This window comes from Fodinibius sp. Rm-B-1B1-1, from assembly GCF_038594945.1.
Classification (GTDB): Bacteria; Bacteroidota; Rhodothermia; order Balneolales; family Balneolaceae; genus Fodinibius; species Fodinibius alkaliphilus.
The window spans coordinates 624,619-640,301 of sequence record NZ_JBCFYD010000002.1 but is presented as its reverse complement, the minus strand read 5'-3'; the positions used below and the strand labels follow the sequence as shown (position 1 = coordinate 640,301).

The 15,683-nt window shown below is 43.3% G+C and carries 9 protein-coding genes; 8 read left to right on the top strand and 1 reads right to left on the bottom strand.

The features are described 5' to 3' along the window. Positions 1 to 111 precede the first annotated feature (111 nt). The 8 genes from AAFH98_RS10110 (at position 112) to AAFH98_RS10075 (ending at position 12,827) form a co-directional block, all read left to right on the top strand. The gene (locus tag AAFH98_RS10110) at positions 112 to 2,811 is read left to right on the top strand and encodes a valine--tRNA ligase (RefSeq protein WP_342522587.1); all 2,700 of its coding nucleotides are present in this window, start codon (positions 112 to 114) and stop codon (positions 2,809 to 2,811) included. 103 nt (positions 2,812 to 2,914) lie between these two features. Further along, positions 2,915 to 5,179, top strand: coding sequence for an ATP-dependent helicase (locus tag AAFH98_RS10105; protein WP_342522586.1), 2,265 nt, complete (start codon positions 2,915 to 2,917; stop codon positions 5,177 to 5,179). A 32-nt stretch (positions 5,180 to 5,211) separates the two neighbouring features. Next, the gene (locus AAFH98_RS10100) at positions 5,212 to 6,774 is read left to right on the top strand and encodes a DUF5723 family protein (RefSeq protein WP_342522585.1); all 1,563 of its coding nucleotides are present in this window, start codon (positions 5,212 to 5,214) and stop codon (positions 6,772 to 6,774) included. 163 nt (positions 6,775 to 6,937) lie between these two features. After that, a complete protein-coding gene (lon, locus tag AAFH98_RS10095; RefSeq protein WP_342522584.1) occupies positions 6,938 to 9,472 on the top strand; it encodes an endopeptidase La in 2,535 nt (844 codons plus the stop codon). Positions 9,473 to 9,562: 90 nt separating this feature from the next. Continuing rightward, positions 9,563 to 10,489 (top strand): ribosome small subunit-dependent GTPase A, encoded by a 927-nt coding sequence (gene rsgA / locus AAFH98_RS10090; RefSeq protein ID WP_342522583.1) that lies wholly within the window; start codon positions 9,563 to 9,565, stop codon positions 10,487 to 10,489. Between the two features lie 83 nt (positions 10,490 to 10,572). Further along, positions 10,573 to 11,685: a DUF6588 family protein gene (locus AAFH98_RS10085; RefSeq protein WP_342522582.1), complete on the top strand. Its 1,113-nt coding sequence runs from the start codon at positions 10,573 to 10,575 to the stop codon at positions 11,683 to 11,685. 72 nt (positions 11,686 to 11,757) lie between these two features. Continuing rightward, positions 11,758 to 12,381, top strand: a complete 624-nt coding sequence (locus AAFH98_RS10080; protein ID WP_342522581.1) for a trimeric intracellular cation channel family protein — start codon at positions 11,758 to 11,760, stop codon at positions 12,379 to 12,381. A 53-nt stretch (positions 12,382 to 12,434) separates the two neighbouring features. Continuing rightward, positions 12,435 to 12,827, top strand: coding sequence for a DUF2914 domain-containing protein (locus AAFH98_RS10075; protein ID WP_342522580.1), 393 nt, complete (start codon positions 12,435 to 12,437; stop codon positions 12,825 to 12,827). On the opposite strand, the gene polA is transcribed toward AAFH98_RS10075, so the two are convergent. Beyond that, complete coding sequence (polA, locus tag AAFH98_RS10070; protein ID WP_342522579.1) at positions 12,824 to 15,604, bottom strand: DNA polymerase I; 2,781 nt, start codon at positions 15,602 to 15,604, stop codon at positions 12,824 to 12,826. The two genes, AAFH98_RS10075 and polA, sit on opposite strands and share 4 nt — an antisense overlap. Positions 15,605 to 15,683 lie beyond the last annotated feature (79 nt).

Here is a 15,683-nt window from a genome sequence, read left to right as displayed (position 1 = left end):
AGGAGGGGATAAAAACCAGCCCTAAATCCCACTCTACATCTTCTTTCCTTTTTCGTATCTTTGCGACTAAAATAGCGAAAACCGAAACTTGCAAAACGAGCTTTCATAATTTTGGATAAATCCACGGCTTCTCAAGACATCCCAAAACATTTTGATCCCGGCAGCATTGAAGATAAATGGTATAGCTTCTGGGAAGATAACGGCTTTTTTCACTCCGAGCCTGACGACCGCGAATCGTACACGGTCGTCATTCCTCCACCCAATGTTACAGGTGTGCTGCACATGGGGCATATGCTCAATAACACCATACAAGATGTGTTGGTGCGCCGTGCCCGTATGCAGGGTAAAAATGCCTGTTGGGTACCCGGTACCGACCACGCCTCTATTGCTACCGAGGCTAAAGTTGTTCAAAAGCTTCGCAACGAAGGTATCACCAAAGCGGATTTAACGCGCGAAGAATTTCTGGAACACGCCTGGGACTGGACTGACGAGCACGGAGGAATCATCCTGCAGCAGCTGCGAAAACTCGGAGCCTCCTGCGACTGGGAGCGCACGCGTTTTACGCTCGAAGATGACCTATACGAAGCCGTCGTTGATTGCTTTATCGAACTCTATGAACGCGGCTATATCTATCGCGGCAAGCGGATGATTAACTGGGATCCAGAAGCCCAAACGGCGCTCTCTGATGAGGAGGTCATTCACCGCGAGGAAACGTCTAAGCTCTATCACGTTCGCTATAAAATCAAAGACAGCGACGAGTGGGTTACCATTGCGACCACACGTCCCGAGACTATCTTAGCAGATACCGCTGTTTGTGTGCATCCGGACGACGAACGCTATCAAGACCTTATTGGCAAAACAGCTATTATTCCTGTTGCAGAACGCGAAGTTCCCATTATTGCCGACGAATATGTGGATATGGAATACGGAACCGGCTGCCTCAAGATTACCCCGGCCCACGATGAGAATGACTACGAAATTGGACAGAAGCATGATCTGGAAATTATCGATATGCTTAATCCCGATGGGACGTTAAACGAGGCCGCTGAGCATTATATCGGCGAAGATCGCTTTGATGCCAGAGCGTTGATCATCGAAGATCTACAAAAGAATGATCAGCTGGTTGAGATTGAAGAAATGCAGAATAAGATTGGCTATTCTGAGCGGACGGACGCGATTATTGAACCACGTCTGTCGCTGCAGTGGTTTTGCAAGATGGATGAGCTGGCCAAACCGGCCCACGAAAATGTAATGAATGATAACATTCAGTTCCATCCTGACAAATTTAAGAACTCCTACAACCACTGGATGGAAAATATTCGCGATTGGTGTATCTCGCGTCAACTTTGGTGGGGACAGCGCATTCCCGCTTGGTATTACGGCGATGGCAAGGATGATTACGTTGTAGCGAAAACGGAAGAAGAAGCCGTTGAAAAAGCACGCGAAAAGTCTGGCAATGCTAAATTAACCACTGGTGATGTAAATCAAGATGAGGACGTCCTCGATACATGGTTTTCGTCTTGGTTGTGGCCCATTACCGTTTTTGATCCGGAGTATATTCGTACGGGAGAAGCTAATGAAGAACTGGAGTACTACTATCCTACACAGGACTTGGTTACGGCTCCCGAAATCATGTTCTTCTGGGTAGCACGGATGATTATATCCGGCTATGAATTTATGGATGAACAGCCCTTCAGCAATGTCTATTACACGGGCATCGTCCGTGACAGCCAGCGCCGAAAGATGTCAAAATCGCTGGGGAACTCTCCCGATCCATTGAAACTCATGGAAGAGTATGGAACCGACGGTGTTCGCGTGGGCATGCTGTTCTCCTCTCCTGCCGGTAATGACCTCCTTTTTGAAGAACAGCTTTGTGAACAGGGACGAAATTTTGCCAATAAGATCTGGAATGCGTTCCGCTTTCTCTCGATGAATAGAACTGAGGAAACGACGCTGACCAATGAACTTGAAATTGATGAGGATAATCTCGTTGACCGGTGGATGCTCTCTCGTATACATGAGACCATTAACGCCATCAACAAGGATATGGAGAACTTCCGTATCAACGAAGCATTACATAAGATTTACTCACTGATCTGGGATGATTTCTGCGATTGGTACATCGAGTTGATCAAGGCTGATGAGCCGGGTGCCAGTATCCCTGAAGATCGCCTCTCTCGCGGATTTAATTTCTTTGAACAGCTAATGAAGCTGCTGCATCCATTTATGCCTTTTATCACCGAGGAAATTTGGCAGCTTATCCGCAACCGCGATACCGACGAAGCGATGATTGTAGCTTCCTGGCCGGAATTTGATGAAAATTCTGTTTCCAAAAATGATCGCCAGCTTTTTGAATCTATTCAAAAGATGATCTCATCTATCCGTAATATTCGAGCGGAATTTAAGTTGAGTCCCAATGATGAAATTGATCTGATAATTAAGGCCAAAGACAAAGAAACGGCCGACGCATTAAATGACAACGAGTGGATCTTCCGCAAGCTTCAATCCATTGATACGTTTAAGGTAGAAGCAGATCTGGAAAAACCTGAAACTTCAGCTTCAGCCGTTATTGAAGGTACCGAACTATTCGTTCCACTGGAAGGACTCATCGATCTCGATAAAGAGCGTGAACGTATCCAAAAAGAAATTGATCGCCTTGAGGGATTCTTGAAATCTATTGAAGGCAAGTTAAATAACGATGGATTCGTTAATAATGCCCCCGAGGATGTAGTGCAAAAAGAGCGAGATAAAAAGGAAGACACTGAAACGAATCTTAAAAAACTTCGCGAAATTTTAAGCGAATTGAATTAATAGAACACCAATAACGCAGGTTTGCGCTGATCTCCAAATTATTTTACCCGCGTAAATTCGTTTATTTTGCGTTATCAGCGTTCTACAAAACATAGATTTATTTATGCCGAAGGAGCCGGATTTTATACATGATTTAAATGAACAGCAGAAGCGTGCTGTACGTCACGGTGAGGGCCCCCTTTTGATTGTGGCCGGGGCCGGCAGTGGAAAAACACGCGTGCTTACTTATCGCATTGCGTACCTTATTCACCAAAATATGGCAGCGCCCAATGAAATTTTGGCGCTTACTTTTACCAACAAGGCGGCCAAAGAGATGCAGCAACGTATCGGGCAGCTCATCGGCGACGAAGCTAAACGTCTGTGGATGGGAACATTTCACTCCGTTTTTTCAAAAATTCTTCGGTTTGAAGCTGAAAAAATCGGATTTAATTCCGACTATTCCATCTATGATACCGAAGATTCGAAGAATGCAATTAAGCAGATTCTGCGGGAGAATAACTACGATCCTAAAGAAATTAAGCCACGTATTCTGCAGCGACGAATCAGTGATGCTAAAAACGAGCTTATCAATCCCGACCATTACAACCAAAAGTTTGTCCATAGTACACTCGATGATATTACGGCCCGCATCTACAAAATTTATGTAGAGCGGTTAAAGCACAATAATGCCATGGATTTTGATGACTTGCTCATCAAACCTATTGAGCTGTTTAGTGAACATGAGGACGTCTTGGAAAAATACCAGGATCGTTTCAAATATATTATGATTGATGAGTACCAGGATACCAATCATGCCCAGTATACAGTAACAAACATGCTGGCTGACAAATACGAAAATCTTTGTGTCGTTGGCGATGATGCACAGTCTATCTACTCGTTTCGCGGGGCTGATATTCAAAATATCCTGGATTTTAAAAGCGATTACGAAGATGCTGTCGAAATTCCACTGGAGCAAAATTATCGCTCAACTAAAGCCATTTTGAAAGCTGCTGATTCCATCATCAAAAAGAATAGTGAGCAGTTGGATAAGACGCTTTGGACCGACAATGATATGGGGGATACGATTACCGTGCTCGACAATTATGACGAGCGTGACGAGGCCAATCGCGTAGCCAATTATATCCAGGATTTAAAGATGCGCAAGGGTTATGATTACAGCGATTTTGCCATTCTGTATCGTACAAATTATCAGAGTCGCGTTTTTGAGGAAACCTTTCGTCGCAAAGGAGTAACCTATCAACTGGTAGGTGGACTTTCCTTCTATCAGCGTAAAGAAATTAAAGATGTGCTGGCATACCTAACACTGTTGGTCAATCCCGATGATGATACCAACCTAATGCGTATTATCAACGAGCCATCGCGGGGCATTGGACAAAAATCGCTCTCCGATTTGATGCAGCGTACCCGCGAAACCGGGCAATCTCTGTGGCGTATCCTTGAAAATGTGGAAGCGGCTGACCTGTATAAACCGGCTGAAAACAGCGTTAAAGATTTTGTGCGCATGATCAATGGATTGAAACAGCAGCTTAACAATGGAACAAGTTTGACAGAAGTTACCAAGCAACTGTTGGATGAATCTGGCTACATGAAGTCGTTGGTGGAAGAAAATTCTCCGAAGTCGATGACACGCCGCGAAAATATCCTGGAACTTCAAAACGCGATCTCCTACTTTGAGAAAAATAATAACAATCCTACCCTCTCCTCTTTCCTTCAAGAAATTAGCCTGATTACGGACACCGACAAATACGATGAGGACAAGCCTGCCGTTACTATGATGACGGTGCACGCAGCCAAAGGACTCGAATTTCCCGTAGTGTTTATCGTGGGATTGGAAGAAGAACTCTTTCCCGTAGGTAGCCGTAATAATGAAGATGTCAATATTGAGGAAGAACGGCGCTTATTTTATGTAGCTATCACTCGCGCTGAACAAGAGCTGTTTTTTAGTCATTGTCGCAGTCGTTACAAATATGGTGAGGAACAACGTAAAACACGATCGCGGTTTTTGGATGAGGTAAGTTCTGATGTAGTACGGACCGAGACTGGGGCTTCTATTGATCAAAATAAAAACCGGTTTTCGGACAATAAAAAAAGCGATAAATCTAATAATAACGGCACGCAAGTAGAATACGACTGGAAAAAACCGCTGTACAATAAAAACAATCGTTCATCAAATACCCAGATTCACTACGATAATCCCGATGAAGATCCGTTTCAAGTTGGGGCAAAAGTGGTGCATAATGTATTTGGACAGGGAAAGATTATCAGCAGAAGTGGCCAGGGCGAACGAACAAAAGTTGTTGTATTTTTTAAGGAACGCGGACGAAAAACATTGATGCTTCGGGCAGCTAAAATGCAGGTTATCGGCTAATATTATTTAACGCCGGCTTATAGGATCAGCAAATGAAAAAATCACAATCTAACGCTTTGCAATTTCGATTTGCTTTGGTAGCAATTATTGCAGCTTTGGCGTTGCTATTTGGATTTACATCTCCCCTTAGCGCGCAACCCGTGCTTGGGGCTCAAAATACAGCGCTGGGTGGGGGCGGTACGGCTTATCTCTCAGGAAATGAAGCCATATTCTGGAATCCTGCTAACCTTGCTATTAATGATCGGTATGGAACAATTCATATTAATGTCGGTCATGGCGGTATATTGTACTCTCCTGTTCTTTCATCCAATGTAGCAGACGACCAATTCAACAGTTTTACCGATAGCTATTTCCCCTATTCGGCTGATGCTGTTCAAATTACACCCGATCAGCGACTGACCATTATAGATGAAAATTACCCTCGTCGTCGACTGGTATCTGAACACCAGAGCCGATCTGATGTTTTGTTGGGAGCCCTTTCTTGGCAAAAAAGGAATGAAACTTTTTCAATAGCAGCCCGGGCCCGTTATTCATCCCGAATTGAAGTGGGCAGAGGTTGGTATTCCACAGAGTTTGTAGATCGGGGAGATCAACAAATTCGCGATTTTACCTTAAATCAGCATATCAATCAAAATTTGGAAATAGCACTGGGATACGCTCGTGAATTTTCGTTTTTAGAAGGACTCTTTCCCCGTTTAAACAAACTTTATGTAGGATTTTCTCCAAAATTTATTATTGCTGGTCCCCATTTTAACGCTACCTATACTGGTCAACAACAGCGAACGGATGAAAATGATCCCGGCCGATACGTTTCCGATTTTTCCTACCGAGCTACCGGTGAGTATTCCAACATGACCATTGACTATTTATCTTCGGGTAATAGTCGAGCTGCTATAAATAACAATTTAAACAAAAAAATTAATTTTGATCCCACCGGCTATGGTGCTGCTATTGATTTTGGACTGACGTACCTTATTCCCATTGGCAGCGACTTGAATCTCCTTGAGGATGATCTTGAAAAATCAGTAGTCCAAAAATCTCTTCGTATCTCGGTCTCTTTTAATGATATTGGGATCATTCGTTATACCCAGCAGCCCATAGATATAACGGCTTCACAAGACACGGTACAAATTGGCACAGAACCTCCCCGAAATGAAATGTTTATTGGTTCGGGCGGACAGTACCTCACATATTTTGATGACGCTTCGGAAATCACCAATCCCTTTAGCCATAATCAAAACCCAAATGATAACAGCTTTTCCGCCCCTACCCCGGCCACACTCAATAGCGGTATTATGTTAGATCTTAATCGGCTAAAATTTATGGGAGATTTAACAATCGGGTTGAATAATAGTAGCTTCACAAATACAAAACTGACCATGCATTTAGGGCTTGAAGCACGACCAATCCACAGAATACCACTACGCGTAGGTACCCGGCTGGCAGCAGGCGTACCAACATATGTAGGATTTGGTACTGGGTATGAATCCCGTTATTGGGATTTCAATGTGGGTACACAAATTATATTTCGCTCTCATACCTTTACAACTGAAGTGGTTGGCGGGGCCTTCGCAGGACTCCAATTCCACTTGTGATACATGCTTTTCTGCCAAGCTGTCAAGCTCATTTCTAATACAGAGCTCATGTTGCTATTTTGCCATAAATCCTGACTAATTGGTAGTTCATTAAAAGTTGGCTCTTTATTTGCAACACCTTTAAATCAACAACTAAAAAAATATCTACCTAAATTATTTATTTATGAAGAACATCTTCGAAAACATAGCCAATTTTGAGGATATTCAAGATCAGTTTGACGATTTTGAACAGGCTATTCCCCTGATGTCTGAGGAGGAGGAAAAGGAGCTAACACAGTCTGAGGTACCCGATGAGCTCCCTATTTTGCCTTTGAAAAATACTGTGCTCTTCCCTGGTGTTGTAGTGCCTATTACCGTAGGACGAGATCGATCACTTAAACTCGTAAAGGAGGCCTACGAATCAGATAAAACAATTGGGGTAGTTAGCCAAAAAAACGAAGACGACGAAGATCCCGATAAAGAGGATCTTTATGAGGTTGGAACCGTTGCCCAAATTCTGAAGCTGATCAAAATGCCGGATGGCAGCAAAAGTATTGTCATTCAGGGAAAAACCACTTTCAAAGTTGAAGAATTTCTCCAGAAAGATCCCTACTTCAAGGCCAATGTTGATACCTATCGCCAAGAGATGGATATTGAAGGTGTTGAGCTGGATGCTTCAATACGATCGGTAAAAGAGACGGCAACAAAAATTGTAAATCTGTCGCCTAACATCCCTTCAGAGGCCTCTGTTGCTATCAACAATATCAGCAGCCCAAACTTTCTGTTGAATTTTATTTCCTCGAACCTAAACGTTTCCACCTCTGATAAGCAGGAGGTTCTGGAAATACGGAAGTTTTCTCAGCGCATGGAACGTGTGATGGAATTCCTCAATAAAGAACTGCAGGTTCTGAATTTAAGTGAGGAAATCCGTACAAAAGTGAAGTCGGATATCGACGAACAACAACGTGACTTTTACCTGCGACAACAGATGAAAGCCATACAGGAAGCACTTGGGGAAGATGGTGAACATCAAGAAATAGAATCGCTACGCAAGCGTGCGAAGGAAAAAAATCTGCCTGAAGAAGCACAAGAAACGGTAGATAAAGAACTCACCCGGCTTGACAGAACGCCTAATTCTTCGCCCAATTACGGCGTCATCCACAACTATATCGAATGGATTTTAGATCTCCCGTGGGATAAATACTCTGATGATAATTTAGATCTGGAAAATGCCCAAGACGTATTGGACGATGACCACTACGGGTTAGACAAGGTCAAGAAGCGTATTATCGAATACTTGGCAGTATTGAAACTCAAAAAGGATATGAAAGCGCCTATCCTTTGTTTCTATGGCCCTCCCGGCGTTGGTAAAACCTCGCTCGGTAAATCTATTGCTCGTGCGCTAAATCGTAAATTTGAACGTTTTAGTTTGGGCGGCATCCACGATGAAGCTGAAATCCGCGGTCATCGCCGTACATATATCGGTGCCCTGCCGGGACGCATTATTCGCGCGATGAAAAAAGCAGAAACCAGCAACCCGGTAATGATGCTGGATGAAATTGACAAGGTAGGATCTGATTATCGTGGTGATCCCACCTCTGCCCTGCTTGAAGTTCTTGATCCGGAACAAAACGACAGTTTTGCCGACAATTATCTCGAGTTGGAGTACGATCTTTCTAACGTTCTCTTCATTGCTACAGCGAACTCCCTCGATACGATTCCTGCTCCACTGCGTGATCGTATGGAAATTATCAACATCAGTGGATATACGCTTGAAGAGAAGACTCAAATTGCGAAGAAGCATCTGATGGATAAACAGATTGAAGAGAATGGACTCAATGAAGATCAGATTACCATTACTGATGAGGCCATTGAAAAAATTATTGAACAATACACACGAGAATCGGGTGTACGCTCCCTGGAACGTGAAATTGGATCAGTCTGTCGAGGAGTAGCTGCCAAAATTGCCAAAGGTGAAGAGGGTCCCCATACGGTGGATGCCGATGATCTGGAGGACTTTTTAGGCAAACGTAAATACTTCTCGGAAGTAGCAGAACGAACTAAAGTTCCTGGTGTTGCTACCGGTTTGGCCTGGACGCCTTATGGAGGTGATATTCTCTTTATTGAGGCCAGTGTATCCAAGGGAAGTGGTAAACTCCATATAACCGGTCAGCTGGGCGATGTGATGAAAGAATCGGCCATGCTGGCAATGTCGTACCTTAAGGCGCACTCCGATGAGTTGAATATCCCCGAAGAAGCATTTAAATACTGGGATCTCCATATTCACGTGCCTAAAGGTGCTGTTCCAAAAGATGGACCCTCAGCCGGGGTATCTATATTTTCGGCCGTAGCATCCATATTTACCCAGCGTAAAGTGAAAGGAACGCTGGCTATGACCGGTGAAATCACACTCCGTGGACTTGTTCTTCCAGTGGGTGGAATCAAAGAAAAAGTACTGGCCGCCAAACGAGCCGGTATTGAAAAGGTTCTGCTTCCGCAGAAGAACGAAAAAGATGTGGCTGAAATTGAGGAAGATGTACTTGGAGATCTCGAGGTAGAGTATCTTGAACGCATGGATCCCCTGCTTGATATTGTTCTTGAGGACGATCCTGTAAAAGATCCTCAAGAACGATTTAAAGTTAGTGAGTCCTACAAAAAGAAGACGGGGGAAAACTCAGAATCTGCGGACTCTACTGAAGAAACCATTGTGATGGAATAATTATCCATTATTGAAATTGAAAAGTCGTCTCGATTAATCGGGGCGACTTTTTTATTTTCTATTCATCAATAATAACTCAATCATATAGCATTGCCCCAAAAAGGACGCGTTGTAGAATCCACCGGCCATTGGTACAAGGTCGCCTATAATGAAGAGGACGGAATGCAAACGATCAACTGTCGGTTGCCCGGGCGGTTTCGGCTGAAAGATCATGCTCTTACCAATCCTATTGCTGTTGGTGATTATGTGGATTTCGAAATGAATGATGATGGCTCAGGGAGTATTGAGGAAATTAAAGATCGTGAAAATTATTTAATCCGGCAGTCCACTCATCATCAAGAAGAACATCAAATATTGGCCTCAAATATTGATTGTGCCTATGTGGTTCAATCAGTCAGGAGACCTAATATTAAACAAGGGTTTATAGATCGATTTCTGGTTACATGTGAAGCCTATCAAATTCCGGCTACTATCATTTTTAACAAAATGGATTTGGCTGACGAGCATGCCAACACTTATGTAAATTCGCTGACGGATCTCTATGAATCCATCGGTTATCCTGTTCTACAAACCAGCATTAAAACCGATTCTTCTTTAGATGAACTCAAAAAACGATTGAACAATAGCACCTCGGTGTTAATTGGCCCTTCGGGTGTAGGAAAAACCAGTATTTTAAATCACATCGACCCCAATATCGATCGTAAAGTTGGGGTTGTATCTGATTTCAATGAAAAGGGAAAGCATACCACAACTTTTGCCAAACTTCTTCCCCTGCAAACAGGCGGCTATATTGTGGATACCCCCGGCATTAAAGAGTTTGGGTTGGTAAATATTGAACCGTGGGAACTTTCTCTTTTCTTTCCAGAGATGTTGGAGCCCCGCCGAAATTGTAAATTTAATAACTGTACACATGCCCACGAACCCGGATGCGGCGTCATTGAGGCGTTTCAAGAAGGAAAAGTAGATCCTGACCGGTATGACTCCTACCTGAATATTCTCGAATCATTGGACGAGTAATTAATAATTAGAGAGTTACCTTCAAATTTTTTAGTATTGCAATAGTCTTGGATGGCTATTAACCGCAAATCAATGTTAGGGATATGAAATTAAGATACCGTTTACTCACTATTGTCTTTTTAAGTGGACTTTTTGCTCTTACCTCGATGCCGGCACAGGCTCAGGTAGGAGATATTGGTGATATTTTACAATCAGGAAGAGAGGATGCCAATACATTGGCACGCGCCTATCTTGAACCTTTTGGATCAGGATTTGGGGCATCACTCAATACCGGCTGGACTAATACCGCCAGCCCACACAGCAAATTTGGGTTTGATCTTACTGTAAGTTCTGGATTAGCTATTGTACCAGACGCTGCCAAATCGTTTAATGTAAATGATTTAGGGCTCAAAAAATTAGAGCTTGAAGGTAGCGATCCTGTTTCTCCAACTATTAATGGTGTCGATGAAACAGGTGCTTCTCTTGCTTACTATGAAGAAATTAATAATAATCGCGAGAAGATACTGGAATTCAACATGCCTGAAGGCTCCGGTTTTGGATATGTGCCTGCTCCCATGATAAAAGCCGGTGTTGGGCTGATTAAAGATACGGAGCTGATGGTGCGTTACACCCCGGAAACTGAAATTGGTGATTTTGGCTCTTTTAATCTGTTTGGTGTTGGAGCAAAACACGGCATTAATCAATGGTTACCCGGTGGAAAGATGCTACCGGTTAACCTCTCTGTGATGTTTGGTTATACCGATATGGAAGTGGGTTCCGACTTGGACCTGTCGGCTGAAGATGTAATCGAAGAACCCAGCAGAACCGAAAATCCTTACAATGCTTCACAATGGGATGGTCAGGCAGTCGCGCTTAATACTGATGCCTGGACAATTAATGCACTGGTTGGTAAAAGCCTACCCATTATTTCTGTTTATGCCGGAGTAGGCTACGAGGCATCTTCGTTCAATGTAAAAACGGCAGGCTCCTACCCTACAGTCATTCCCAACGAAGATTATGAGAGTGATCCCCAAAATAATGAACCACTAATCGTTGACGCTGTCGACGAACCTATTGACGTATCTATCGATGGAGATAATGGATTCCGAGCCCTGGCTGGTTTTCGGTTCCGTGCAGCCATCTTCCATATCTCAGGATCATATACCTTATCTAATTACTCAAGTTATAATCTGGGCGTTGGCATTAGTTTTAGATAATCCTCACTTCAAACGTAATGGTTTAGGGGAGTTCATATGAGCTCCCCTTTTTTATTTCCAATATCTAAACACATGTTAGAATCTGTTGATATACTTTACCTGCTGGATCTTTTTGGGGTAGCCGTCTTTGCAATATCGGGGGCTCTTACCGCTGGACGCAAAAGCCTTGATCTGTTAGGCGTAGTCATCATTGCCGTAGTCACAGCTGTTGGCGGAGGTACCACTCGGGACCTGCTTCTCGACCGCCATCCTATTTTCTGGATTGCTGATCCCATTTACCTGTTGGTCATCTTAGTAGCTGCCCTCCTAACCATTTGGTATACCCAATACCAGAATCCTCCGGAAAAAGCATTACTATTGGCGGATGCTTTAGGCTTGGCAGTGTTTACCATCCTTGGAGCTCAAATAACACAAGAAGTTGTATCAAATGGCGTAATTATCGTCATTATGGCCGCCATTACGGGAACAGTCGGCGGACTGATTCGTGATATTTTAAGCGGTGAAATACCGCTTATCCTTCGTCGGGATATCTATGCCACTGCCGCCCTGGTCGGTGCAACTATCTATCTATTGTTACAGGTTCCAAGATTAGATTCTACACTTACAATTATCTTAGGTATGTTAGTTGTAATCGGATTACGATTAGCAGCAATTCAGTGGAATCTTCACTTGCCACGATTTAAATTAAGGGAATAAAATTGAAACTACGTTAACATGGTTACATAAATAAAACAGAGCATAGGTGGCTTATGAAAACGTCAATAATAGCATTCTGTGTAATAATCATCCTATCCGCGGTGAACGTTCAAGCACAAGAAATTACCGTTTCTCAGCTTGATTTCGCTACCGCCATCGAAAACAGAGGCCCCGTTGGTATCGATTCGACATTTGCATCAACAGTAGGCACTGTATACTGTTTTACCCGCATCGACGGCATCACTGATACCACACAAATTACCCACGAGTGGTACTATAAGGATGAGGAAAAGGCGCGGATCGACCTCACTGTTGCCTCCGATAACTGGCGGACATGGAGTTCTAAAACCATCCTTGAAAGTTGGACCGGGCCTTGGCGTGTTATGGTCGTAGGAGCAAATGGTAATGTGCTTGCCACAAAAAATTTCGTTGTCACTGAAAATTAGTGAGCTTTCAACCAATTATCGGCCAAGCCCATATCTACTTTTAGCGGACAGTCCAGCTCGTAGGCATTCTCCATTAACCCTTTTAGATTTTCGGGGATCATATCAACCTCTTCTTCAGGAACCTCAAAAATAAGTTCATCATGAACCTGCAGAAGCATACGCGTCCTTAGCTGCTCCTCTTCAAGATAATGCTGGATGTCAATCATCGCCTGCTTAATGATATCCGCTGCAGTCCCTTGTATGGGCATATTGATAGCCGTGCGTTCTGCAAATGAACGTCGATTCCAATTACTGGCATTAATATCCGAAATATAACGCCGCCGCCCCATCAGCGTTTTGACGTATCCATACTCCTTGGCAAAAGCTTTAGTTTCGTTGATGTATTCCTGAATTCCAGGAAAACGTTCAAAATATTGATCAATCATCTCTTTCCCTTCATCATTACTAATTCCCAGTCTATTGGCTAAACCATAAGCACTTACACCATAGGGAATTCCAAAGTTTACCTCTTTGGCCTTACGTCGATGATCAGACGTCACGTCATCAATTGAATCCAAATCAAAAATTTCTTTTGCTGTCCGGGAGTGTATATCTTCGTCATTTTGGAAGGCCTCAATCATATTTTCATCACCAGACATCGAGGCAATTACCCGAAGCTCAACCTGAGAATAATCAGCTGAAAGTAACTGAAAACCATCATCAGCAACAAAAGCCTTGCGAATTTCGCGTCCCCGTTCCGTACGGATGGGAATATTTTGCAAATTGGGATTCGACGAAGAAAGACGTCCCGTAGCTGCAATATGCTGATTAAAATCGGTATGAATGCGTCCAGTCTCTTCATTAATAAGCTTTGGCAGAGCATCTACATACGTAGACTTCAACTTACTCAGGCCTCGGTACTCCAATATCAAATCCGGCATTTCGTAATCTTTTGCCAACTTCTTGAGGACCGACTCCGCCGTAGAATATTGCCCGGTTTTGGTCTTTTTTCCAGCCGGCAAGCCCATCTTATCAAACATTACTTCGCCCAACTGTTTAGGAGAATTGATATTGAACTCTGTGCCCGCCTTCTCATAAATTTCTTGCTCAAGTTCTATTATTTCATCACGTAAATCCTGTGACAATTCTTCAAGCATTGCTTGGTCTAACAGAATCCCATTCATCTCCATCTTTGCTAAAACCTCCATCAATGGAAACTCGAGCTGTTCGGCAATATCAGTAAGCTCATCGCCTTCCAGCTTATCACGAAGTATTTCGTAAAGCCTCAAGGTAATATCTGCATCCTCACAGGCATAAATACGCACCTCTTCAGGCTCAAACTCGTCCATCGACTTTTGTTTCCGTCCACTGCCAATCAGATCTGTAATAGGGATAGGCTGATAATTCAGATAGGTCTCCGCCAACGTATCCATCTTTAGCTTTTGATCTGCATCAAGCAGATAGGCAGCAATCATTGTATCAAATGCTTCGCCCTTCACCTCCAGGCCTGCCCTGCGCAACATCATATAATCGAACTTAAAGTTGTGGGCCACTTTTGTCGTTTGCGGATTGGTAAAAAGCGGGCTCAAAATATCCAAGGCTTCTTGCTCCTCAAATCCCTGCTCTCCGTTGATGGGAATATAATACGCCACACCCGGTGTTGCCGAGATTGATAATCCCACCAGTTTATTTTTCATAGGATCAACCCCATCCGTCTCCGTATCAAAACAAAATACTTTTTCCCCTTCAAGTTTTTTGACCAGCTCTTTAAGTTTTTGCTCGGTATCCACCAGTTCATAGGTCACGATATCTTCATCGTAACTTTCCAACGGGGATTCTTCTTCTGTTTCATCTTCAGCAATAAATAGATCCTGCTGATTTTCGTCTGCAGGATCAGATTTCTTATCAATAGAGCGCTGAATCTTTTCCCCCAAATACTTTTCGGTAAGGGTGCGGAATTCCATACGCTTAAAAAAAGCCCCTAACTTTTCATCATCAGCACCGTGCCAATCCAAATCTTCCCAATCGATCGTATCAGGAACATCTGTTTTAATTTTAACCATCTCCTTCGCATGCAAAGCCTCTTCCTTATATTCTTGCAAGCCCTCGCGATGACGCTTAGAACTCATGTTGGGCGCATCCTCAATAGCTGCTTCTAATGTCCCATATTTATTAATAAGCTTAGGAGCACCCTTTTTCCCAATCCCCTTGACCCCGGGAATATTGTCTGATTTATCCCCCAATATGGCAAGTACATCAACCACCTTTTCAGGATATACGCCGAAATAATCTTTTACCCCTTCTCGATCAATCAGGTTAAAGCCACCATTTTGGTTATCCGGTTTGTACATGGTGATATGGTCGTGAACCAACTGCATAAAATCTTTATCCGGAGTCACCAAAAATACCTCCACATCTTCGGCATTCGCTCGATCTGCAACGGTGCCAATAATATCATCAGCCTCGTACCCATCCTGTTCAATATTTTCGATACCGTAGCCCTCAATCATTTCCTTAATCAGCGGAATACCAATGGTAAGTTCTTCGGGCTGAGGTGGTCGATTCGCCTTGTAATCCTCATCCATTTCGTGACGAAATGTGGGTGCCTGCGTATCCCAGGCAACAGCAATGTGTGTGGGCTTATGTTCTTCCAACAACTTTTCAAGCGTGTTGGCAAAACCCAAAATAGGTCCGGTGGGAATACCCTCAGAATTCTTTAAATTACTGCTGATAAAAGCGAAGTGCGAACGATAGGCCAACGCCATACCATCCAATAAAAACAGGAGGCTTTTCGACATGCTTTACATTTTTTCTTAGAACGTTAAAATTCTTTCTATTTGATCATTAATTTAACCGGTAAAAGGTAAAACTTTTTCG

Excerpts from the sequence above, each read along its gene's own strand:
- lon (WP_342522584.1), top strand. The coding sequence starts at position 6,938 with ATGAAGAACATCTTCGAAAACATAGCCAATTTTGAGGATATTCAAGAT.
- AAFH98_RS10085 (WP_342522582.1), top strand. The coding sequence starts at position 10,573 with ATGAAATTAAGATACCGTTTACTCACTATTGTCTTTTTAAGTGGACTT.
- AAFH98_RS10100 (WP_342522585.1), top strand. The coding sequence starts at position 5,212 with ATGAAAAAATCACAATCTAACGCTTTGCAATTTCGATTTGCTTTGGTA.
- AAFH98_RS10105 (WP_342522586.1), top strand. The coding sequence starts at position 2,915 with ATGCCGAAGGAGCCGGATTTTATACATGATTTAAATGAACAGCAGAAG.
- polA (WP_342522579.1), bottom strand. The coding sequence starts at position 15,604 with ATGTCGAAAAGCCTCCTGTTTTTATTGGATGGTATGGCGTTGGCCTAT.
- AAFH98_RS10075 (WP_342522580.1), top strand. The coding sequence starts at position 12,435 with ATGAAAACGTCAATAATAGCATTCTGTGTAATAATCATCCTATCCGCG.
- AAFH98_RS10080 (WP_342522581.1), top strand. The coding sequence starts at position 11,758 with ATGTTAGAATCTGTTGATATACTTTACCTGCTGGATCTTTTTGGGGTA.